Genomic DNA, 20,401 nt, shown 5'->3' on the forward strand with positions numbered 1-20,401 from the left:
TTTGATCAATGCGAAACTGCATCGCCTTTTGAGACTTAACCTCATTCGTTGATCTAGGACCATCAATTTTAACTTGGACAAAATCATGCTTGTTATCCAAAAAATCACCTCATCTCATTTGATAAGGCAATTATATTAAATCTGGTTTTTTATTTAAATACGTCCCGCTGGGCACTGCTTACGATCATACAGATCATTGCATGGTGGTAAACATATGCTGTGCCGCGTTTCTTGCCGTCAACATAATACTTGTGAGATTTAGCGGTACCAGCCTTGATCTGCTTGGTCAGTGTGATCATGTCTTTCAAGTACTGCATAGTCATTGGCTTGTTGTCAGGCGTGTACTTGGGACCGCGTTTCTTGTTGGCAGGATCAGCTTGCCACTTATGACCAGGCATGAAAAGCGGGTCTTTTTGATCCTTGACTTGAGCATAGAGGTGATTCAAAGTTTTTTGGTAGGTGTTGAGGTTTTTCTTATCAAATAACCAGACGAAGGTCGAACCGATCGAATCACCGCTCGCAATCAAACTATGCTGCTGATCGACATAGGTCACACTGCCAGGGGTGTGGGCTGGAGTTTCCAAGACTGTGAACTTGAAATTCCCCAGATCAAGCACATCTCCTTCTTTGACCCAGGAGTAGTTATTGGAGTAGTGCTGACCTTTGATCTTATCTTTTGCAGGATAGTAGATCGTATTGGCTTTGAACAAAGCTAGCTGGCCAGTATGGTCCTCATGGTTATGGGTCACCGCGATTTCTAACGGGGTGGTCCCACGCAGTTTGTTGACGATCGCTGCTAATTCTTTGCGCGCCTTGATATTCTTGTTGCCGCCGTCGATCAGGAGTGCCCTGTTACTGCCCTTGATCAAATACATGCTTGCTGGGTTAATGTCTTTTTTACCACCCGGCGAATTGGAATAATCGTTGAGATGGTAAATATTATCACGTAATTTATCAACTGAATAATAACCCTCGACTTTGGTTTCACTGTCTTTTTTGGAATCTTTACCTTGCCGGAAAATTTCGGAGCATGGGTGATCACCTGTGCTTGACTGGCATTACTTGAAAAGAGAAACATGAGCGAGCAGAAAATGATCGTCGAAAAAATAACTAGCAGAATTTTACTTGGACTGGATCTTTTCGTAGGTAAAGTTTGCATGATTTATCCGCTTCCTTTCAGCTGACATGTGACGGACACAATTGCTTGATATTCTTGCAAATAACGGCCCCCTCTATGGCTTTGATCAGTTCAAATATAGCATTCTTTTTATGAAAGCGATAACATTTCGTACTAGAAAGAACTAGTTAAAAGGAAAGGTTGGAATTAACGATCGAGGTTTATTCTTGCTTTCTTTGCTTAAAAAAAGAGCCCCCATTAGCGGATGCTCTTCTTTGTTAACTAAGATTTTTTGAAATCATGTGAAGCCAACAAATCAAATGTTTTTTTGCTGATACGTATGAAGATTTAAACTTCGAGGATCTGCTCGATCTTCTCTTTATCAGCGGCACTCGCTGTCAGCCAGGCACCTTCTAATGTTGATTGAGCAGCATGCTTGCCCATTGCTGCTGCCCAGCAGTTAGGATGTTTCAAGTTCTGGTAAGTCTTCAGTGCAGAAAGAATCTCTTCGTGCTGGCGCTTTGCCTGGATAGCCTCGATTTGTTCTAACAGCGCTGGATCCTGTGCGGCTTGCTTGATCAGTTCCAAGTCTTTATTCGAGATATCTGGTCTTTGCACTGCCTTCTTAAAGCCGTACTGTTCCAACAACAAAAGCCGTAATTCGTTTTCCATAATAATGCCTCCATGTTTTACGTCACTTGGACTTAATGTCAAATAAAAACCGTGCTCGGTATACGAACACGGTTAAGTAGTGACGTATATCCGTTTACAGGGAAGCACCTTACCAAAAGGCAGGTTGCTACTAGGTCATCGTGTGTAACCACTCGCTAGTTCTTGATATAACACAGAATTTAATTGTTGACTCTATAATACCTCAAAAGAAAGAGTGTGTAAATTGAAATTTTTAAAAGAAGATCGCAACTTTTTCGACAAACTTGATACAAGGGAGAAAAGTACTCTGATTCAGTTGAGCGGCTGCTTGTAGTTTTGATAACTGGATGCGATCGTTTTTGAATGTACTGAAGTCTAGTAATCATATGCAAAGGTCAGCGCAAGGGCAATGATAATAATCAAAAGCCACATTAGCTTGCTTTTATCATTCACAGCACGACGGAGTGCATTAAACTTCTGGTCGGACATTTCTTTCCTATTTTTGGCACGATAATCTTCTTCAAATTGTAAATTTCTTGCTTCACCACGAAATGAAATAGCAACTATGACCCAGCTTAAAAATGCGACTACTAAAATAATCTTAGCTAATAAGATGATATTTTCCTCCTTTTAATAAGAATCATCGTGCCAGTCATCATGGTAATCACCATACATGTCATCATAATACCCCCGTTCTGACCAACCGCCATACCAGCCCATGTCGCTGCCAAAATCTGGAATGTCAGTCGATCTTTCACCAAACCGGAGAACTAACCAAATGATCATTAAGGGTGAAGTTGCTAGCAAAGCAATAGCAAATTTTTCGAGAAATGTGACCCAAGGGCGCTGGCTTTCAACAGGCTTATCTCGCTGACTTAGTTTCAGCTGTTGCTTATTGATCCTAGTTGCAATCTTAAATACACCCTTGGCTTGGCTAGAGCTTGAGTTATTTAGTTGGTGTTTGTGCCCAAAATTCAGCTTTTGCCAGTTCCACTTATTATATTTTCCGCTGGTGAAGCTGCTGGCAGCAAAGGTCAGTGAATTTTTTTCAGGGATAAAAACTAAAACATTCTCATATTTACGTACAGCTTGTGCTGCTCCAAGTCCCTTATAATATCCAGTGCTGTCAGTGCTTTTTTTGTCTACAATTGTTTTTTGGATATATCCAGCAGGATTTTCAGGATCATTAAAATCTTTAAAGTCCATATATTTTGGAGGAAATTCAAAGTCAGCCCCCATTTTTTTAGGACTTAAGATAAAAATTTTTGTAATTTGGTGCTGTTTACTGTCAGCTAGCTCGTCATTTTGTTTTTCTAACCTATCAATTTGATCTTGGCTAAAAAATTCACGGTCCTGATAGATATGAGGTGAAACGTTGCCGTGTGTTGGCGGGGCTTGTGCTTTGACTATTTGCGGCAAAATGTACCAGCTAGTCAATAATACTAAAAATGACAACCAAAATTTTAAAGTGCGCTTCACAATGTTTTCCCCCTAAATCTTAGATTTGATATGTAACCCGTTAAAAAGCATCACGGGCAGAAATTAGAGCATTCGATACCTAAACAGATATTATTGTTGTGTGCTGGCTTGATAGTCTTGTAAATATTTTTGATAATCTATTTCCTCAAAATAGCTGTAAAAGTCATGTCCTTCAGGATAATACGGAGTGGTCATCAAGATGGAAAAGTCCATTTCTTCAGGATGAACAGCAGGTCCACCAATATAATAGTCCTGATTTAGTTCTTGGGCTAAGTATGTTTCTCGTAATGCTGGGTCATTTTGGCTTTTTTGATAATAAAAAGACCCATATAGAGCAAAAGCATCAGTTTGTAAACCGTCTATTTCTTCAATAATAATGTTTTTTTGTGAATTTGGGGCGAGACTTTTGAGTTCTGTTAATTTCTCTTCGTTTCTCGTCAATTCTAACTCAACTTGGTATATTTGATTATTATTTTTCAAACGATAGACAGGTGCAGGTAAGGGACAGTTTCCATAACCAGTTTGTAAATTATTCATGACAAAACTTCTTTCTATAAATTATTTGAAACGATCAAATAGGGAAATTGCTATTGTTTATTTGTTACTAAATTTGCTGCCCCTTGTTTTGGCAAGGCCGCCAATCGAGTATCTGCGTAATTTTGCTTGAGAATGGCAGCTTCTACGTTACTTTAGTTGTGCATTATCTGTAGTCTTTTTTAGCAATGACAGATCTTTGTAAGAAATATTTGATCTTGCAATCAAACCGTCCGTAATTCATCAGCAAATATGTTCTTCACAAGTTCCTCCATGTTTTACGTCACTTGGACTTAATGACAAATAAAAACCGTGCTCGGTATACGAACACGGTTAAGTGACGTATATCCGTTTACAGGGAAGCACCTTACCCAAGGGCAGGTTGCTACTAGGTCATCGTGTGTAACCACTCGCTAGTTCTTGATATAACACAGAATTTAATTGTTAGCTTTATAGTACCTCTAAAGAAATGGTTTGTAAATTGAAATTTAAAGAGAAGGCGATTGTCTCGGCAAACTTGGTTCAAGGGAAACGGTTGCTTTGATTCAATCGAGCAGCTGTTGGTATTTCTGATCAAATAAAACATAGTTGAAAGTTTTGTTCTTCTGTGAGAAGTAGAATTTACCTTATTCAACTCCTATAATAAGAACAAAAAGGAGTGGTTACCATCAAGATCGTAATTGCTGACTATCAAGGCTCCATGATGCCGACCCACAAGCTGGAACAAGCAGTCTTGCAAGCTGGACTGCCAGACGCGCAAGTCGTGGTTTATGAGTATCATGATGAAATGAAGGATGAATTTTACCAAATAATGGCTGATGTGGACGCGCTTTTGACTGGTTTTATTCATGTGGATGCTGAACTACTAGCACACGCAGCTCAACTCAAAGTGGTATCTGTTAACGCGACCGGATATGATAACGTTGATCTGGACGCTGCCCGAGTAAGCGGAGTTGGAGTGGCTTGTATAGGCGAGTACTGCACGGAAGATGTGGCTGAGTTTACGTTGACACAGATGTTAGCGTTAGTTAAAAACGTGCAGGCCTATGTTCAAGATGTCGAAGAACGTCAGAATTGGAACTATGCTTATGCAGCACCAAGGCCGCGTTTGTCTGAGCTGACCTTAGGAATTTTTGGTCTGGGCAAAATTGGGTTGTGCGTGGCACAAAAAGCGCGAGCACTTGGCATGCGCGTGTTGGCTTATGATCCATATACGATTCAGGCTGAAGCTGCCAGACAGAGCGGCGTCAAGCTCTGTGCGACTGCCAGCGAGGTTTTGACAAAATCAGATGTTATCACTAATCATATGAATTTGAATGAAACCAATGTCGACTTTTTTGATGCGGCTAAATTTGGGCAAATGGCACGCCAGCCCTATTTTTTAAACATGGCGAGAGGCGGCTGCGTTGTAGAAAGAGATTTGGTCCATGCGCTTGATTCCGGACAGCTGAAGGGTGCGGCACTGGATGTGCTAGCAGACGAACAACCGCGACTAGCCGGTCATCCTTTGCTGGGGCGGGAAAATGTCCTCGTTACTCCGCATGCAGCTTTTTACTCGCAGACTTCACTCAAAAAACTACAGGAGATCTCCTGCCAAAACATTGTCCATTACCTGAAAGGGGAAACCGACTTAGTTTTCAAGCTGGTTAAATAGAAAAGAGGCAGTTGTCATGAAATTTTGACGACAACTTGTTTTAAAATCCGGTAAAGTCAACAATATCTTTCAAACTTTCGCTATTGTTGCTGAAGGTTCTCAGGAGTATAATTGCCAAGTACTAGACATAAATATACGAATGTAGAATAACTATTTCAACGAATATAAATAATTGGACACCAGTTTTGAAGATGTTGGGCATCTTTTTTGATTTTGGAAACAACATTTGAGCATTTCACACGTAATATAGGTTATTCTATTTTTAATTTTAAACTAAATGTACTATATTAAAGTTTATGCTTAATTTTTTAATTAATAATAAAGGTATATAACTTTGATAGCATTTATTTAAAATAGGTGAATCTGGTTAGCCAGATAGTATAATTAAATCATGGCTGAATAATATTAGTCTGAAAATTCCAGAGTTAAATAATGAGTGGGTAGAAATATATAAAATAATACAAACTGTACTCTTGTTGCTGAGACAAGTAAATTGCATGAAGAAATGATATAGGAATGTATCGGTTTTGCATTGGGGGAGTGACTTTTTGAAAGAAAAAAAAATAAATGCAGATGATTTTCCTGAGGAGAGACAGAAAAAGCTAATAAGACTTTTTACAAGTTCTGAAGAAAGGCGAATTATTGATTATGACCTGCTGAATGAAGTTGCCCAAAAAGGAGAAAAGAACGATAAATTGGCATATTTAGGTATCAGCGATAAAAGCTATTCATATATTATTGCATATATTTGCTTACTAACTTTATATTCGAACTTGAGGGATCATGACAAGAATGTTGCGGTAGAAGACCTAAAAGTTGGAGCAAGAGTTATATATAATAATAAATATTATATATACAAGGGTAAATCTGAGAAATTTGATGATTTTTTTGTGCTTGAAGAAAGTAACAGAAAAAAGAATAAGGTAACAACAGAAATTGGTAAAGCAAATTTTAAAAATATTATGATTGCCGATATTAATAAACAACGCTCTTTAAAAAATTATAGACAAAAAATAGCTAAAAAATTAAACGTTGAAAATCCCAGTATGAATAATAAACATAAAATATTAATATTAATAAATAAGAATCAGGCTCTCGATTTATTAAAAAGAAAAATAAAAATTGACCAGGGAATTGGAATTGGTACCATTTTTAGTGGAGGTTATTTAAATGGCTCTGGTGAAATTGAAACAATGTCAGGTCTAGGACACGCAGAATCTAGTTATATTGTTTTTTCATCTGACTTATTTACTGCCAATGAATATCTTATGAATAACTCGACGATGAAATTTAAAGCGGTATATGTTTTTGGTAATTTATTTGTAAGTGATGGTAATATTGGTGACTTTTCTGTATTACTTGAATTATGTAAAGAAAAGAAGGTCGGATTTAATTTCTTTGGAGATTTCCATTCGTTTTTAAATGAAAATTTCATTAATAAGATTCGTTCATTTGATAATATTATTTACAACGTTAAGAAGCCGGGAGAGTGCGAACAAGATATTATTTTTGAGAAAATTAACGTTCCTACTGAAATACAGAGTAATGTAGCTGAACTTAATAATTTTCTTATCGTATTCGAAGATAATGGACAGAAACTCTTGCAAGGAATGCTATTGAAATTTAAACAATTGCTCTTTAGTGGGGCAACCAGTGAGAGATTAGAAAGATTATCTGAACTTATTTTTGAAAAATTAAATCGTTCTTCTTTGTTAGTTGAAACGCAATTGTCAGAAACATTTGAAAAACTTGTAAAGTTTAACGGATTTGAATTGATTTGTGATCGTATACATAGTTATGTGAATGGCTTTCAAAATATCTTAATTGTGGTTCATAAAGATAATTTGGCGACTTTTAGGCAAAAATTTAAAAATCTGGCATTCATACATTTTGCTTCTTATGGTCAAAAAGTATCTGAGTCTTATTCTGAAGCAACAACTATGTTGTTGGTGTCTCCGAACAAAAAGCAAAGAAGAAAGTGGCTTTATACGAGTATTTATAAAAAAGGAGTTGTTCTTTCGTTTTCACCCAACGAAAAATTCCAAAATATTTCTTTGAAAAATGATGTGAGAATTTTAGGAAAGATAAAAGGTTTTGAGGGGGTTTCTGAAATTTGGCAGCTTCCTTATGTAACAAAGCATTTGAAGTTAGCTAAACAAAATAATTTATCGTTAATAGATGATAAGAAAAATGTAGACCAAATCAATGAAATAGACGATCTAATGGCTGAAGAAATCGGGTTAAAAGTTGATCAACTTGTACAAAATAAAATAGATAATGGCACAGTTGATGTAGTTGTGGTCATCAAACTATCAAATAATGGCATTATCTATGGAACCGAGTTTGGTGAAGTTCTAATAATAAAAAATGACACTTTGCGTAAAAAACGCATAAAAAAATTAAATCCAGGTGATGTGGTTTTTGAATCAAGGATGCCATATTCTGACGTTGCTTATAGAAAGCACTTTTCTGAATGCTATTATGACGCTGATAAACCTGAAAATAAGGATGAACAGTTGGATTTTTATTGGAAGAGTAGCTTGATTAAATACTTGGCTAAAAATGATATATCAGTATATAAAATGAAAGAACTATTTGCAGAACAGAAATATAAAAAATCTATTGGCTTTTTTCAGAGTTGGTCAAAGATAAAAAGAATGCCCATGTTACCACATGATATAGAATTTATTTCTACAGTTGGAAAAATTGTAAAGGATCCAGATATTGAGGAAAATCCAAACAAGTATTATCAATCCAGCAAGAGAGTAAAGGAAGCTTTTAGTTCTAAGCGAGATGAATATCTCAATTCATTGGACAACAGTTTAGTGGCTGCTATTGAGGAAAGTATGGATAATGAAGCTAGGAAAGAAAAAGTAATTCTGAGCAGCAGGCAAAAGATTAGTAATTTTTCAAGAGATAAGACAAATAAGCTTATTTGGGGTGAATTTAATGGTTGAAATTGATAATAATAGAGCAAGTGAAGTAAGAGAAAGATATCTGCAGGAAATTAGGAGGCTTCTTATTGGCCCTGGGTCAGAGAATATTACGACTAATTTAGAAAGTGAAATAATATCAGAAGCTCCAACACTTAGATACTTGACAGGAATCCTCTATTCAAAAAAGGATAGCGTTGTAGAAAACAAAGATTTGGATAAAGAGAATGAGGAATTGAATCAAGAAAACGATCCAGAAGAACAACCAACATTTATCGATAATAGTTTCAAGCCTTCAACTATTGGCATTTCCTTTTACTGTACCTCCGATTCGGGCATGGTACCTGTCGTTATAGATACAGCTTATTATAGTCCCATTAAAGATGTCGCTTTATCTTTACCGGAAGAAAGATATAAATTCTTGTTAAGAGCCCTAGAAAAATTGGATGTCTCTGTTTTAGAGTTTGACAATGAAAACTATAGAGTTGGTTTAAAAAACGTAGATGATCTTAATAGTCGAGATGAATCAATAAAAACTTTAATTGATCAAGTTCAGGATAAGGATGCGAAGGAATATATAAAGAAGCTCAGGTTTGTTAATTATCCGAAAAGTAAAAATGGAAATTGCTTTAAAAGACATGGATTTAAAAAGCAGCTTGAAATCAGTGTTGATAATTTAGGAAGTCAACAAGTTATAATCTCCTTGGAAGAAAATATAAACATCAAATTGAATATCATTGTAGAGAATGTCCTTGAAAATTCTAGGATTAAATCTGTTACTCTGGTTTTAGAAAACCTTTCCGATAAAAATCTTTTCCAATCGAAGATAAGTGTAAATGCTAATAAAAAGGTTAGTTTTTTTTCAGCCGAGGAGGTACAAAAGCGGAAATTTAGACAGAACAATAACTCAGAAGAAATAAAAGAACATCTTATGTACAGAAATAAAAAAACTTTTGCTTTTGGAAGAGGTGTAGCTGCGGTTTGGGATACAAATCTTGATAAACCATTTAAAATTGAAACAGAGTGTATACCTACCTACGAAATGATGCCCATGTCTTTTTCAATTTCAAACTTGGATTCAAATGTTCTGAGACCACAAAGCTATATAAATAATAATAAGGTTAAACAAATTGAATATTTGAAGAGTTTTGTTGCCGAATATGATAGTTGGATTTTAAAAACTAAACAAAAAATTTGTGAATTGGATCAAATTTTCAAAGAGTGCGCATCTGAAAATTTGAGAATATGTCATGAGTGCAGTGGAAGAATAAAGAAAACCATTGATCTTATTGACACTGATGATAAAGCATTAAAGACCTTCAGGCTGGCAAACGAAACTATTTTATTGCAAAGAGTAAAGAGTCGATTGACCAAGGAACAGTGTTTTGATACCCATGATTATAAACAAGTAGATTTTGCTTGGCGTCCATTCCAGTTGGCGTTTATTTTATTGACATTTGAATCACTTATCAATAAAAATAGTGCAGAGAGGGACGTCGTGGATCTACTTTGGGTAAGTACCGGCGGAGGAAAGACGGAAGCATATCTTTTTGCAATAGCTGCTACAATTATTTATGGGCGCCTTTCCAGCAAAGCGTCTAAGTTTGGAACAACGGTAATCATGCGTTATACTTTACGGTTATTAACAACACAACAATTTTCTCGAGCAGCAGCAATGATTTGTGCTTTGGAGTATATTAGAAAAAATCGGCAAGACTTGGGTGAAGAAGTTATAAGCTTGGGATTGTGGATTGGAAATAAAAGTACCCCTAGTTCAAGAAAGGAAGCAATAAAGATTCTTACTGAAATGGGGAATGAGGATAATCTGGAAAGTGCTTTAGCAAAAAATCAATTTCAATTATTGGAATGCCCTTGGTGTCATGAAAAATATAGTATAATTCCAGAAAATAATAGATTTGGGACAAATGGTTGGGGGTATAAGGCATTACGCTCCAAAAAAGGGCAATTTGATATGAGGTGCTTAACCAATGATTGTCCATTCTCAAAAGGGTTACCTGTTTATGTAGTTGACGAAACGATTTACAAAAATAAACCCACATTATTATTTTCTACTGTTGATAAATTTGCTCAAGTTCCTTTGAGGGCAGAAGCTGGTAATTTGTTTGGGTCTTTTATGGAGGATATCACACGTCCTGAATTAGTCATTCAGGATGAGCTTCATTTAATTTCTGGACCTTTGGGGAGTATTGTTGGATTATATGAATCTGGATTTGACTATATTTTGCAGAGTTCTGAAAGTAATCCTAAATATATTGCATCCACAGCAACCATCAAAAATTCTGCTGAACAGATTAAGAATCTATTTGATCGTAGAGTTTTTCAGTTTCCGCCAGACGGAATTTCACAGGAAGACAATTTTTTTGTTAGAGAAAATCAAAATACAAGGGGAAGAAAGTATGTTGGAGTGATGGCAAATGGCAAAACTCAGGTCACGGCTGAAGTTAGGCTTTTATCTGCCATGTTACAAAGCATTAAGACTTTAAGGCTTTCCCAAGATGAGGAAGAACTATATTGGACTGTTGTATCTTACTTCAATAGTATGAGAGAATTGGGAAAAGCATCAAGTTTGTTGAGAGATGATGTCCATGATCAAATTGAAAAAATAAGTAAGCGTGAAATGAACAATCCAAGAGTTTTGCTTCAAAACAACGCAGTTGAATTAACTTCTAGAGTTAAAAGTGGGGAGATCCCAAATACACTCGATAAACTCTCTATATCGCATGCTGAGAGGGAAGATCATGCTGTTGATACTCTTATCGCAACAAACATGTTTTCCGTTGGTGTTGATGTTGGTAGGTTGAATAACATGCTTGTTGTTGGTCAACCGAAGCTTACTTCAGAATATATTCAAGCAACAAGTAGAGTTGGCAGAGAGAATCTAGGTATGGTTTTCACTCTTTACAATTCTATGAGAAGCAGGGATAGGTCACATTATGAAACGTTTACATCATATCATGAGAGCCTATACCGCTATGTAGAACCAACGAGTGTAACCCCTTTCTCTGTTCCAGCTATGAAAAAAGCAATCGCGGCTGTAATTGTTTCAATGGTGAGAAATACGGTTCCAGAAATGAGAAATGAAAATCAGGCGGGCCTAATATTGCAACACCAGCAAGAATTAAGTCAAATCTGTGATTTTTTGTTCGATAGAATTAAAGAAGTAGATTCGGAAAATCACTTGTATTTCAATGATGCAAGAAAAGAAATAAATAATTTCTTGCAACAGTGGATAGATATGGCAGAAGAAAATGAGGAGCTCTTCTACTACAAGGGTAGTGATGAATATGCTCAAACGTTGTTAACTTCTTTTGATCAGCGTGCTAATGGACTTGCTATTCCAGTCATGGGGTCAATGAGAAATGTTGATAAGCAATCAAGATTTATATTTTGATTAATTTGGGAGGTATGTTAGATTGACAAATTTTAATGGGACAGACCCATCAATGGCAGTTAGAAGAGCACAGCTCATTACACCCTATGGAATAGGGGCACTCACTGACATTAACAACCAATCCGTAATGATCATGGGATCTAAATATTGGAAGTGGAATAATAATGACAAAGAACAATTTCATGATATAAGGCTTGAAAGGGTGATGGGGGCAAACTACTTCATAGAACCACCAACCAAAGATACAGGAAGTGTTAAAGTTACCAGATTCCCCAATTGGTTGTTTTCTCCCAAAACAAAGAAATTAAAAACCTTCGAGGAGTGGAAAAGTGCCTTAAAATTTGCATCACCATCGTTTGATAAAAAACCATATGAGTTTTTTAAATCAGAAAAAATTTACTTAGTCCCAGTTAGATTTATGTGTACGTGTCGCAATGGTCACGTTCAAGATTTTCCTTGGTTTGAATGGGCTCATTTGAATAAGAAAGATGGAGAAGATCAGCTAAGGATGAAACATGAATTAAGTCTATTTTCTTCAAGTGTGTCAGATAGTATTTCAAGTATAATTGTAAAATGTACTTGTGGTTGTGAAAATTCACTAAGAGGGATTTTCGATACAGATGGTGGATTTGCAAAGAACTTGGAGAAAATACAGGTTAAATGTCACGGAAAATTTATTTGGGATCTTGAAAAAGATGTGGAAGAGGATATTAAAGATTGTGATCAGCCTTTACAAACGGTTCTTAGGAATGCGAATAACTTTTATTTTCCTAATATAGTGAGTTCAGTAAATATCCCATTTAGTGAAAACAAGAATATTGAAAAAATAAAAAGTAATCCAGTATTTATAACACTAGAAAAATTATTGTCGCAACAATCTATGCCCGAAGAATATTTGAAAACAACGAATGCTGCAAATCTTATTTCTCTTTTGGCAAGTGACACCTTTTTGACAGAAGAACAAGTTAGAGATGCTATTGTTGAAGATCAATTGGAAATTAAGAGTGATGAAGATGTTACAGTTGAGGACTACAGATATGATGAGTATCAAGTGTTGATGGGGGTGAAGGATTTTGACAAGAATTCTGGCAGACTGAATATAACAGAATGTAATTTTAAAAATCAAAGCTTTCATGGGCTCGAAGAAAAAATTGGAAAATTAACTTTAGTAAACCAGCTAGAAGTCGTGAATGTCTTGAAAAGTTATAGTCGGATTGAACCCACCGATTCAGAACGTATGGTTGAATTACAACAAGAGGAGAATCCAAGTTCATATCATAGAGTTTCGGAGGTTTCCTTGATTAATAATATCGATAGATCATATGTAGGCATTAAAAATCTTGGAGAAGGCATCTTTGTCAGTTTAGATAAAAAGATGGTAAATTTGTGGAAAAAGCGACTCTTAAATAGTAAAATTGAATCAAAAATTAATAGGAAAATAAAAAATAATATACATGAAGATGAGTTGAAGTACATTACTCCTGTATTTTATCTCATTCACACTTTGTCCCATTTATTAATAAGAGAACTTAATGCATACTGCGGCTATTCTTCTTCCGCTCTTAAAGAACGAATATATTTTTCAGAAAAAAAGGGCAAAGAGATGTATGGTCTACTTATTTATACTTCTAGTTCCGATTCGGAAGGAACATTGGGAGGACTTGTAAAACAATGTCTTCCTGAGAGATTCTTTAAAATTCTTAATTCAGCTATTGAAAAAGCAAGATGGTGCAGTTATGACCCAGTCTGTATCGGAACGGATTCGCAAGGGAGAGATTCTCTTAATTCTGCAGCTTGTCATGCATGTACCTTAATTTCCGAAACAAGCTGTGATAAGATGAATTCATTCTTGGACAGGACTGTATTGATTGGGAGCCCTGAAGAATTAAGTTTGGGATATTTTAATTAATTTCTTTCGAAAGAAATTTCATATCTAAATCTTAGATATGAATAGGCACAAACCCTTAGTTTTGTTAGAAAATGTTATTTTATTTAAAATTGTTTAGTATATTTCTGATGAGATATACGTTAAACTTGTTTTTAAAAGGCTGTGAAAACAATAAAGTGGAAGGAACACACATGTCTATAAATAATCTTAAAATTATTGATCTTTTTTCGGGGGCAGGTGGGCTTACAGAAGGATTCAGATCACCAATATTTGATATTATTGCACATGTTGAAAAAGATAAAGCCGCTTGTGCAACTCTTCGTCTTCGTGATTGCTTTTATTACTTGAAGGAAAACAAGCATCAAAATATTTACTATGATTTTTTAGCAGGACGAATTTCAAAGGAAAAAATGTATTCCATGGTTCCAGATGAAATTTTATCGAAGACAATTAATATTGAAATAAATAATAATACTTTAAATGGGATATTTGAAAAGCTTGATACAAGCATAAAAAAACAGACTAAAATATTTGCAATCATTGGCGGACCGCCTTGCCAAGCATATTCAACTATTGGTAGAGGGCGAAATAGTGCAAAAAAGAAAGATGACCTCCGTATTTATTTATACAGATACTACATTGAGTTTTTAAAAAAATACAAACCGGAATTTTTTATTTTTGAAAATGTCAAAGGCTTGTTAAGTTTTAAAGATTTTGATGGTAAATACTTGTTGAATAAAAAAAACAATGTACTTGGAGGAATTATGTATGAGGAGTTTAAAGCATGTGGGTATGAGTTAGATTTTCGTATCATAAATACTCAGGACTATGGTATACCTCAGAAAAGGGAGAGAATTGTACTTTTTGGTGTCAAAGCCGGGAACTTGAATGCAATTTCTACGTTTTTTCAAGAGTTGGCTGGGCTAAAAGATAGAACTGTAAATTTGAAAGAGGCATTCTTTGATCTACCGAAAATGAATGCTGGCGAGACAAAAAATGTTTATTCTAATGAGCCAAATCAGTATATAAAAAAATACTATAGAAAAGAAATTGATGTCCCATTAACCCAGAATACATCTCGGCCAAATAATGCGCGAGATCTTGCTATCTATAGAGAAGTAGTTATGGCGAAACAAAATAAACATAACCTGAAGTATAATGAGTTGTCAGAAGAATTAAAAACTCACAAAAATATGAATATGTTTTTAGACAGGTATAAAGCCTTGTCTTGGAGTGCTCCTTCGCATACAGTAGTAGCCCATATTGCAAAAGATGGGCATTATTATATTCACCCAGATTTATCTCAAAATCGGTCGATAACTGTCAGAGAAGCAGCTAGAATTCAAAGTTTTCCTGATGATTTTTTCTTTGAAAATTCTAGAACTAATGCTTTTATGCAAATAGGGAATGCAGTACCTCCAATTCTCAGTAAAAAAATTGCAAAGGCTATCATACAAACATGTAAAAGAGCTGTTTTATAGTTAAATCTTTGGTTTGCAATTGAACTGACTTTAAGTAATGGCGGAAAAGTGGTAAGTAGTGCGCAATGACATCCAATTCTCTAAGTTCGCTCTGTTGGATTGGATTCAAAGATAATATCCGCTGAAAAAGAGGCGTAAAGTTCGTAATGAACTTTGCACCTCTTTTCTGGGTTAAGCAATCGGAATTTTATTTTCTGCATTTTTTTTAAAATTGTGGACAAACCGCTTGTAAAATACAGAAATGTTCTTCAACAGCCTAGATTTGAGTCAAATTATTAGATACGATTATGTATAATTTTCAGTTTACCAACTGTTTCTTTTCTTCTGGTGTTAAATACTTATTGGCGCTATTAATCTGCCGACAGTTATAAAAGCCTTCGATATAGCTAAATTGAGCTCTATTCGCACTGTTAGAATCCTGAGATGTTTGCTGGTAGACTTCCAAATTTAGAACGATAAATCTCTTGGAAGAGGAAGTTAATTTTTAAATCAAAGTCAATAGGGGTGAGTATTTTGTTAGGTTTTTCAGTATACTTAAGCAGTCCAATCACAGAAAAGGTTCAGGCAAGAATTGAACGATTTGCCAAATCAGGTTTTACAGGTGTTTTCACTTCGCTTAATCTGCCGGAGGATGATCCAGCGGTTTTGCTGGATCGTTTAGCAGCTTTAGGTCAGCAATGCCAATCATTGAATCTGGAATTAACTGTCGACATTTCGACACGAGCCCAGAAACGGACGGGTTTGAATTTAACTCAGCCTGAAAAGATAGCTGAGTTAGGAGTTGCTAGACTGCGCATGGATGAAGGAATTTCGATGAAAGAAATTGCTGATTTGTCGCAAAGCATTGGTATTGCCTTGAATGCCAGCACTTTAAGTGATGAAGATGTGCAGACACTACAAGCTGATCAGGCGAACTTTGCCAACATCGAAGCCTGGCATAACTACTATCCCCGTAAAAATACTGGTCTAGGTGAAGAGTGGTTTCAAGAACGCAACATCTGGCTGCATGAACACGGCATTCAAGTAACAGCTTTTGTTCCTGGTGACCGCGGCTTGCGCGGACCAGTTTATGCTGGTTTGCCAAGCCTGGAAAGTGCGCGTTACCAGCATCCTTTAGCTGCTGCATTGGATCTGCAGCAACTTGACGTGGATCAGATTGATATCGGTGATCAAAATCTGTTACAAGATACTTTGGCCCAATTTGATGCTTATTTCGATCATAGTGTTTTATTATTACATCTGTTGACCAACAGCACACTACCTAAGTATATGCAAGACGGCAACCTCTACCTCCACCAGCGCCCAGACGTTGCCCGTGATGTGGTGCGCTTGGTAGAGGGGCGTGCTTTGAATCAGGAGACGATCGAACCGGCCAATATTTTGCCGCGCAAACGGGGTGCGGTGACTTTGGACAACAAGCTGGCTTTGCGTTATCAAGGCGAGCTGGAGATCGTCAAGCGTGATCTGCCGGCTGATCCGACAGTCAATGTGCTAGGTTATATCCAGGCAAATGAACTGGATCTGCTGGAACATTGTGGTCCAGGTCAAGCAATTCAGTTAGTCTTTTAATTTGAGAAAGGAGAGTAGGCAGTGAAAGCAACGGAAATGGCTGAGACCTATCGACAAGCCGTAAAATTATTGAAGGACAAACAAGCCAAAGAAGCCAAACCGCTCTTGACGCGGATCTTCCACCAGAAGGAAGATTTTAAGTCAACTGCCTACTACCTAGGCAAGGCTTGCTACCGGCTTGAGCAATACTCGGATGCAGCGAAGTACCTGCATCTTTTTTTACGACTCAAAAAGAAGACTAATCGCGCCCAGGCCTACCGTTTGCTGGCGCGCGTTGCTTTAGGCATCAAAGACCCAGAACAGGCCAAAGAGGCGCTTGCAGACGCTCAGAAAGCCGGGATGCCGGCTGCCAAGCTTGCCGCGGTCACCCAAGCAACCGAACAGTTAGAAAAGCAGCTGGCACAAAAGGCCGCCAGGAAAAAGAAATTACATGAGCGCGGCTATGAAGAACTGCGTTTTCGTTTCGTTAAATTGGCTAAAAACGGGACGCCAATCGCTGAAAACGACAGTGATAAGTATCGGCATAGTTATTTTTTCATCAATGGCATGACCGTCAAAAAATTGCATAATTTTAAAGACGGCGAATGGCATGACTTGGATGTGACCGTGCCGAAACCAGCCGATTTTCCGGGCTACTGGAGTGTATCCTTAACCGACCTGCGGACCTACTACAAGGATGTTATTCCTCAACTCAAGGAGCTGCGGTATCGTTCGGCGATCAACGACTGGATGGAAGACGACCCGTTTTTCGTGCAGCGCTGGGAGAAGTCGCGTGTCTTTTCGCTCCTACTCTTGCCGCTCTTCGATAAAGATGAGATCGAAAGCCTCTTGCTGGAATATGACTTGCTCGATGCAAAAGCCCGCGAGCACTTGCAAAGCTGCGATGATCTGATCATGCTCAAAGAACGCGGGGAAGTCTTGCCGTTATCGGAAAGCAGGCTAATTTCTAACCTGGAATTACTGCGAGAGTTCGGCTATATTTGCCAGGAGAATTGCGGCGGGACTCTGCATTTGCGGGAGAAATGCGAAGGCGAGCGCTACTTGCTCAAGCTGCTGGCCGAAGATCATTGCCGGCCCTACAAACTTAAGGGCAGCTTTGGCTCTTTTAAGCCGACGGCAGAACAGAAGAAATTCATCGCTTGGTTGAAACATTCCGACAGGCGGGTCGATGCTTTGCTCGGGGTCGGCGGCTCCGGCAAAACCTATACTCTAGGCAAAATTTTTCAAACCAACAAGGTTTTGGCATTGGCGCCCACCCATAAGGCGCGGATCAACCTGATTTTAAACGGCTTTACCAACGCGCAGACGATCCAGAAGATCGGTTTTGACATCGACCAGGGCATGGATGATGCCGAACTCTACCACGAATTGGGCGACTTCGAAACGGTCATTATTGACGAAATCTCGATGGTCACCCAGGAGATGCTGGTCAAATTAATGCAAACCTTTGGTCACGGCGTGCGCTACTTGCTGCTGGGCGACGACTGCCAGCTGCCGCCTGTGACTAACGATACTGAAGCCTTGTCAGTGGCTGGCAACGTGATGGCGCTGTTAAAGAACAAGGGGCATGCCTTCTATTTTACCGACAATATTCGCTGTCAGGATCCGCAGACCCGGGAGTTTATCGCTTCTTGCCGTGCAAGAACCTTTGACGGCAGCCGGGGTGACCCACATTATTTTCACGAAAGTTTAAAGGAAATGCTGCGCTATAAAAAAGAGCACATCGATATTTCTGAGTGCATGATCTTGGCTTACCGCAACTTCAACGTGGCTCAGATCAACCAGGCTTTTTACCGCGTCTTGTCCCAAGATAAGCAAAATGTCGTGCCATTTGAAATTGAAAACAACAAGGGACGGGGCGGCTTTTTTGTCGGCGCGCAGGTCGTCTTTTACGAAAACGGCTGGGCCGGTAAGAACTACACCAACAGTGAATTTGGCGTTGTGACCGGTGTTTCTTTGCCTAAACACACCGGCGGCAAGGCTGAGATCACGGTCAAGACAGATTTGAATGAGTACAAGCTGCCGTTGTCCAAGGCGAAGCGGGACTTGCTGCTAGCCTATGCGATCACGATCCATAAGGCGCAAGGCAGCGGGGCGGATAAAGTCTATGTGGTCGAGACCGGCAGCTATGGCTTGGCCTATACGGCGGTCTCTCGCTCCAAAGGGCAGTTAAGTTTCGTTAATATGAACGAGATCCAGTTGGCAGAGAGCTTGGCTAACCCGGATGTCGTCAAGAAAAATATTTATGGATAAAAAAGGACGCGCTCTGGTTGGATCAGAGCGCGTCCTTGTGTATTAGAGGAGTTCTAGAATGAGAAGTCCAAGTTTCCGTCATAAGCGGCTTGGAAAATTTTCACGATGTCTTCTTTAGTCCCAACGCGTGGGTTAGAGGCTGCGTTGCCGTCCTTTAAGGCATTTTCTGCCATCAGCTCGAAGTCTTCCGGCTTAGCACCAATGTCTTTGATGGTCTGCGGGATCCCGACATCATCGGAGAGCTGCTTCATGCCTTTGATCGCTAATTCTGCAGCATCGCGAGTTGACAAGCCGTCTGTGTTTTCGCCCATGAACTCTGCCAGTTCGGCGAATCTTTGCGGATCGGCGATCAAATTGTATCTTTCCACGTAAGGCAGCAATAATGCACAGCAGACACCGTGCGGGGCATCGTACTGACCGCCTAATTGGTGGGCCATCGCGTGGACATAACCCAAGTTGGCATTGTTGAAGGCCATTCCGGCTAACATCTCGGCTTCGACCATTTCCGTGCGTGCTTTTAAGTTATGGCCGTTAGCCACTGCTTCTCTCAAGGAGCCTTCGATCAGCTGGATCGCTTCGATACATTGCGAATCTGTGATCGGGTTATGATCAACTGAAACATAAGGTTCGATCGACTGGACAAAAGCATCCATCCCGGTTGCTGCCGTCAGAGCTTTAGGCACGTCAAGCATGAGTGTTGGGTCATTGAAGGAAACCAACGGGATATTGCGCCAGGAAACGACCACGAACTTCAAGTGTGTTTTTTCATTGGTGATCACCGCGTGCCGTGTTAGTTCTGAGCCTGTCCCGGCCGTGGTGTTGACCGCGATCATCGGCGGTAAGGCATGGTCGAGTGTTTCGATCCCTGCCAATTTGGTAATGTCTGAGCCGTTAGTCAAGATGATCCCCGCGCCCTTACCGGTATCGTGGGCGGAACCGCCGCCGATCGTGATCAATGAATCGGCATGCTCTTTTTCATATAAGTCTTTGACCTCTTGGATGTTATGGATTTTCGGGTTAGGTTCAACACCGTTGTAGATCACATAGTCGACCCCGGCTTCGTTGAGCGAAGCGATAGTTTGTTCAACCGCGCCGCCCTTGAGACCCTCCAAAAACTTATCGGTGACTAAGACCGGTTTTTTCATCCCGAGCATCTTAGCTCTTTCACCGATCTTGCCGATCACATTTGGTCCAAAGAAATTCACACTTGGCATCAGAAAATCATAACTGCGTTCTGTCATTACGAAAGCTCCCCCTAATTGATATTTAATTTTGTTTGAATGCGGACGGCTAATCGATCAGCTGGGTCAAAAGACTGCTTAACGCGAAATTTAAAGAAGATAGTGAATTATTTACCTTAAATAATAACTTCAAAAAGCGCGTTTTTCTGCCTTGATCGAGCTGTTTGTTTAACCAACTCCATGATATAG

Annotated in this window: 12 protein-coding genes; 7 read left to right on the forward strand and 5 right to left on the reverse strand. The window is 38.5% G+C overall.

The window, feature by feature from the left end:
* Positions 1–149 precede the first annotated feature (149 nt).
* From LFYK43_RS03100 to LFYK43_RS03115, 4 genes are all read right to left on the reverse strand, one after another.
* Positions 150–875 (reverse strand): MBL fold metallo-hydrolase, encoded by a 726-nt coding sequence (locus tag LFYK43_RS03100; RefSeq protein WP_124975335.1) that lies wholly within the window; start codon positions 873–875, stop codon positions 150–152.
* Between the two features lie 590 nt (positions 876–1,465).
* Positions 1,466–1,789, reverse strand: coding sequence for a hypothetical protein (locus LFYK43_RS03105; RefSeq protein WP_124975337.1), 324 nt, complete (start codon positions 1,787–1,789; stop codon positions 1,466–1,468).
* Between the two features lie 609 nt (positions 1,790–2,398).
* Positions 2,399–3,247 carry a hypothetical protein gene (locus LFYK43_RS03110; protein WP_124975339.1) on the reverse strand — a complete coding sequence of 283 codons (849 nt, stop codon included), beginning with the start codon at positions 3,245–3,247 and terminating at the stop codon, positions 2,399–2,401.
* Positions 3,248–3,337: 90 nt separating this feature from the next.
* Entirely contained in the window at positions 3,338–3,784 is a 447-nt protein-coding gene (locus LFYK43_RS03115; protein WP_124975341.1) for a hypothetical protein, read from the reverse strand.
* A 655-nt stretch (positions 3,785–4,439) separates the two neighbouring features.
* On the opposite strand from LFYK43_RS03115, the gene LFYK43_RS03120 reads away from it, so the two are divergent.
* From LFYK43_RS03120 to LFYK43_RS03150, 7 genes are all read left to right on the forward strand, one after another.
* Positions 4,440–5,435 carry an NAD(P)-dependent oxidoreductase gene (locus tag LFYK43_RS03120; RefSeq protein ID WP_369692890.1) on the forward strand — a complete coding sequence of 332 codons (996 nt, stop codon included), beginning with the start codon at positions 4,440–4,442 and terminating at the stop codon, positions 5,433–5,435.
* Between the two features lie 548 nt (positions 5,436–5,983).
* Positions 5,984–8,392: a hypothetical protein gene (locus LFYK43_RS03125; protein ID WP_124975343.1), complete on the forward strand. Its 2,409-nt coding sequence runs from the start codon at positions 5,984–5,986 to the stop codon at positions 8,390–8,392.
* Positions 8,385–11,780 carry a helicase-related protein gene (locus LFYK43_RS03130; protein ID WP_124975345.1) on the forward strand — a complete coding sequence of 1,132 codons (3,396 nt, stop codon included), beginning with the start codon at positions 8,385–8,387 and terminating at the stop codon, positions 11,778–11,780. The genes LFYK43_RS03125 and LFYK43_RS03130 overlap by 8 nt, the downstream gene beginning before the upstream one ends.
* Before the next feature lie 22 nt (positions 11,781–11,802).
* Positions 11,803–13,689: a DUF1998 domain-containing protein gene (gene drmB / locus LFYK43_RS03135; protein ID WP_124975347.1), complete on the forward strand. Its 1,887-nt coding sequence runs from the start codon at positions 11,803–11,805 to the stop codon at positions 13,687–13,689.
* 170 nt (positions 13,690–13,859) lie between these two features.
* Positions 13,860–15,149: a DNA cytosine methyltransferase gene (locus LFYK43_RS03140; RefSeq protein ID WP_124975349.1), complete on the forward strand. Its 1,290-nt coding sequence runs from the start codon at positions 13,860–13,862 to the stop codon at positions 15,147–15,149.
* A gap of 504 nt (positions 15,150–15,653) precedes the next feature.
* Positions 15,654–16,718 (forward strand): MupG family TIM beta-alpha barrel fold protein, encoded by a 1,065-nt coding sequence (locus tag LFYK43_RS03145; RefSeq protein WP_229717914.1) that lies wholly within the window; start codon positions 15,654–15,656, stop codon positions 16,716–16,718.
* A 21-nt stretch (positions 16,719–16,739) separates the two neighbouring features.
* A complete protein-coding gene (locus LFYK43_RS03150; RefSeq protein WP_124975353.1) occupies positions 16,740–18,971 on the forward strand; it encodes an AAA family ATPase in 2,232 nt (743 codons plus the stop codon).
* A 53-nt stretch (positions 18,972–19,024) separates the two neighbouring features.
* Here LFYK43_RS03150 and LFYK43_RS03155 read toward each other — a convergent pair whose 3' ends face one another.
* The gene (locus LFYK43_RS03155) at positions 19,025–20,212 is read right to left on the reverse strand and encodes an iron-containing alcohol dehydrogenase (RefSeq protein WP_124975355.1); all 1,188 of its coding nucleotides are present in this window, start codon (positions 20,210–20,212) and stop codon (positions 19,025–19,027) included.
* Positions 20,213–20,401: the final 189 nt, after the last annotated feature.

It is taken from the genome of Ligilactobacillus salitolerans (assembly GCF_003864415.1).
Lineage (GTDB): Bacteria > Bacillota > Bacilli > Lactobacillales > Lactobacillaceae > Ligilactobacillus > Ligilactobacillus salitolerans.

Excerpts from the sequence above, each read along its gene's own strand:
- LFYK43_RS03100 (WP_124975335.1), bottom strand. The coding sequence starts at position 875 with ATGTATTTGATCAAGGGCAGTAACAGGGCACTCCTGATCGACGGCGGC.
- LFYK43_RS03105 (WP_124975337.1), bottom strand. The coding sequence starts at position 1,789 with ATGGAAAACGAATTACGGCTTTTGTTGTTGGAACAGTACGGCTTTAAG.
- LFYK43_RS03115 (WP_124975341.1), bottom strand. The coding sequence starts at position 3,784 with ATGAATAATTTACAAACTGGTTATGGAAACTGTCCCTTACCTGCACCT.
- LFYK43_RS03130 (WP_124975345.1), top strand. The coding sequence starts at position 8,385 with ATGGTTGAAATTGATAATAATAGAGCAAGTGAAGTAAGAGAAAGATAT.
- LFYK43_RS03140 (WP_124975349.1), top strand. The coding sequence starts at position 13,860 with ATGTCTATAAATAATCTTAAAATTATTGATCTTTTTTCGGGGGCAGGT.
- LFYK43_RS03155 (WP_124975355.1), bottom strand. The coding sequence starts at position 20,212 with ATGACAGAACGCAGTTATGATTTTCTGATGCCAAGTGTGAATTTCTTT.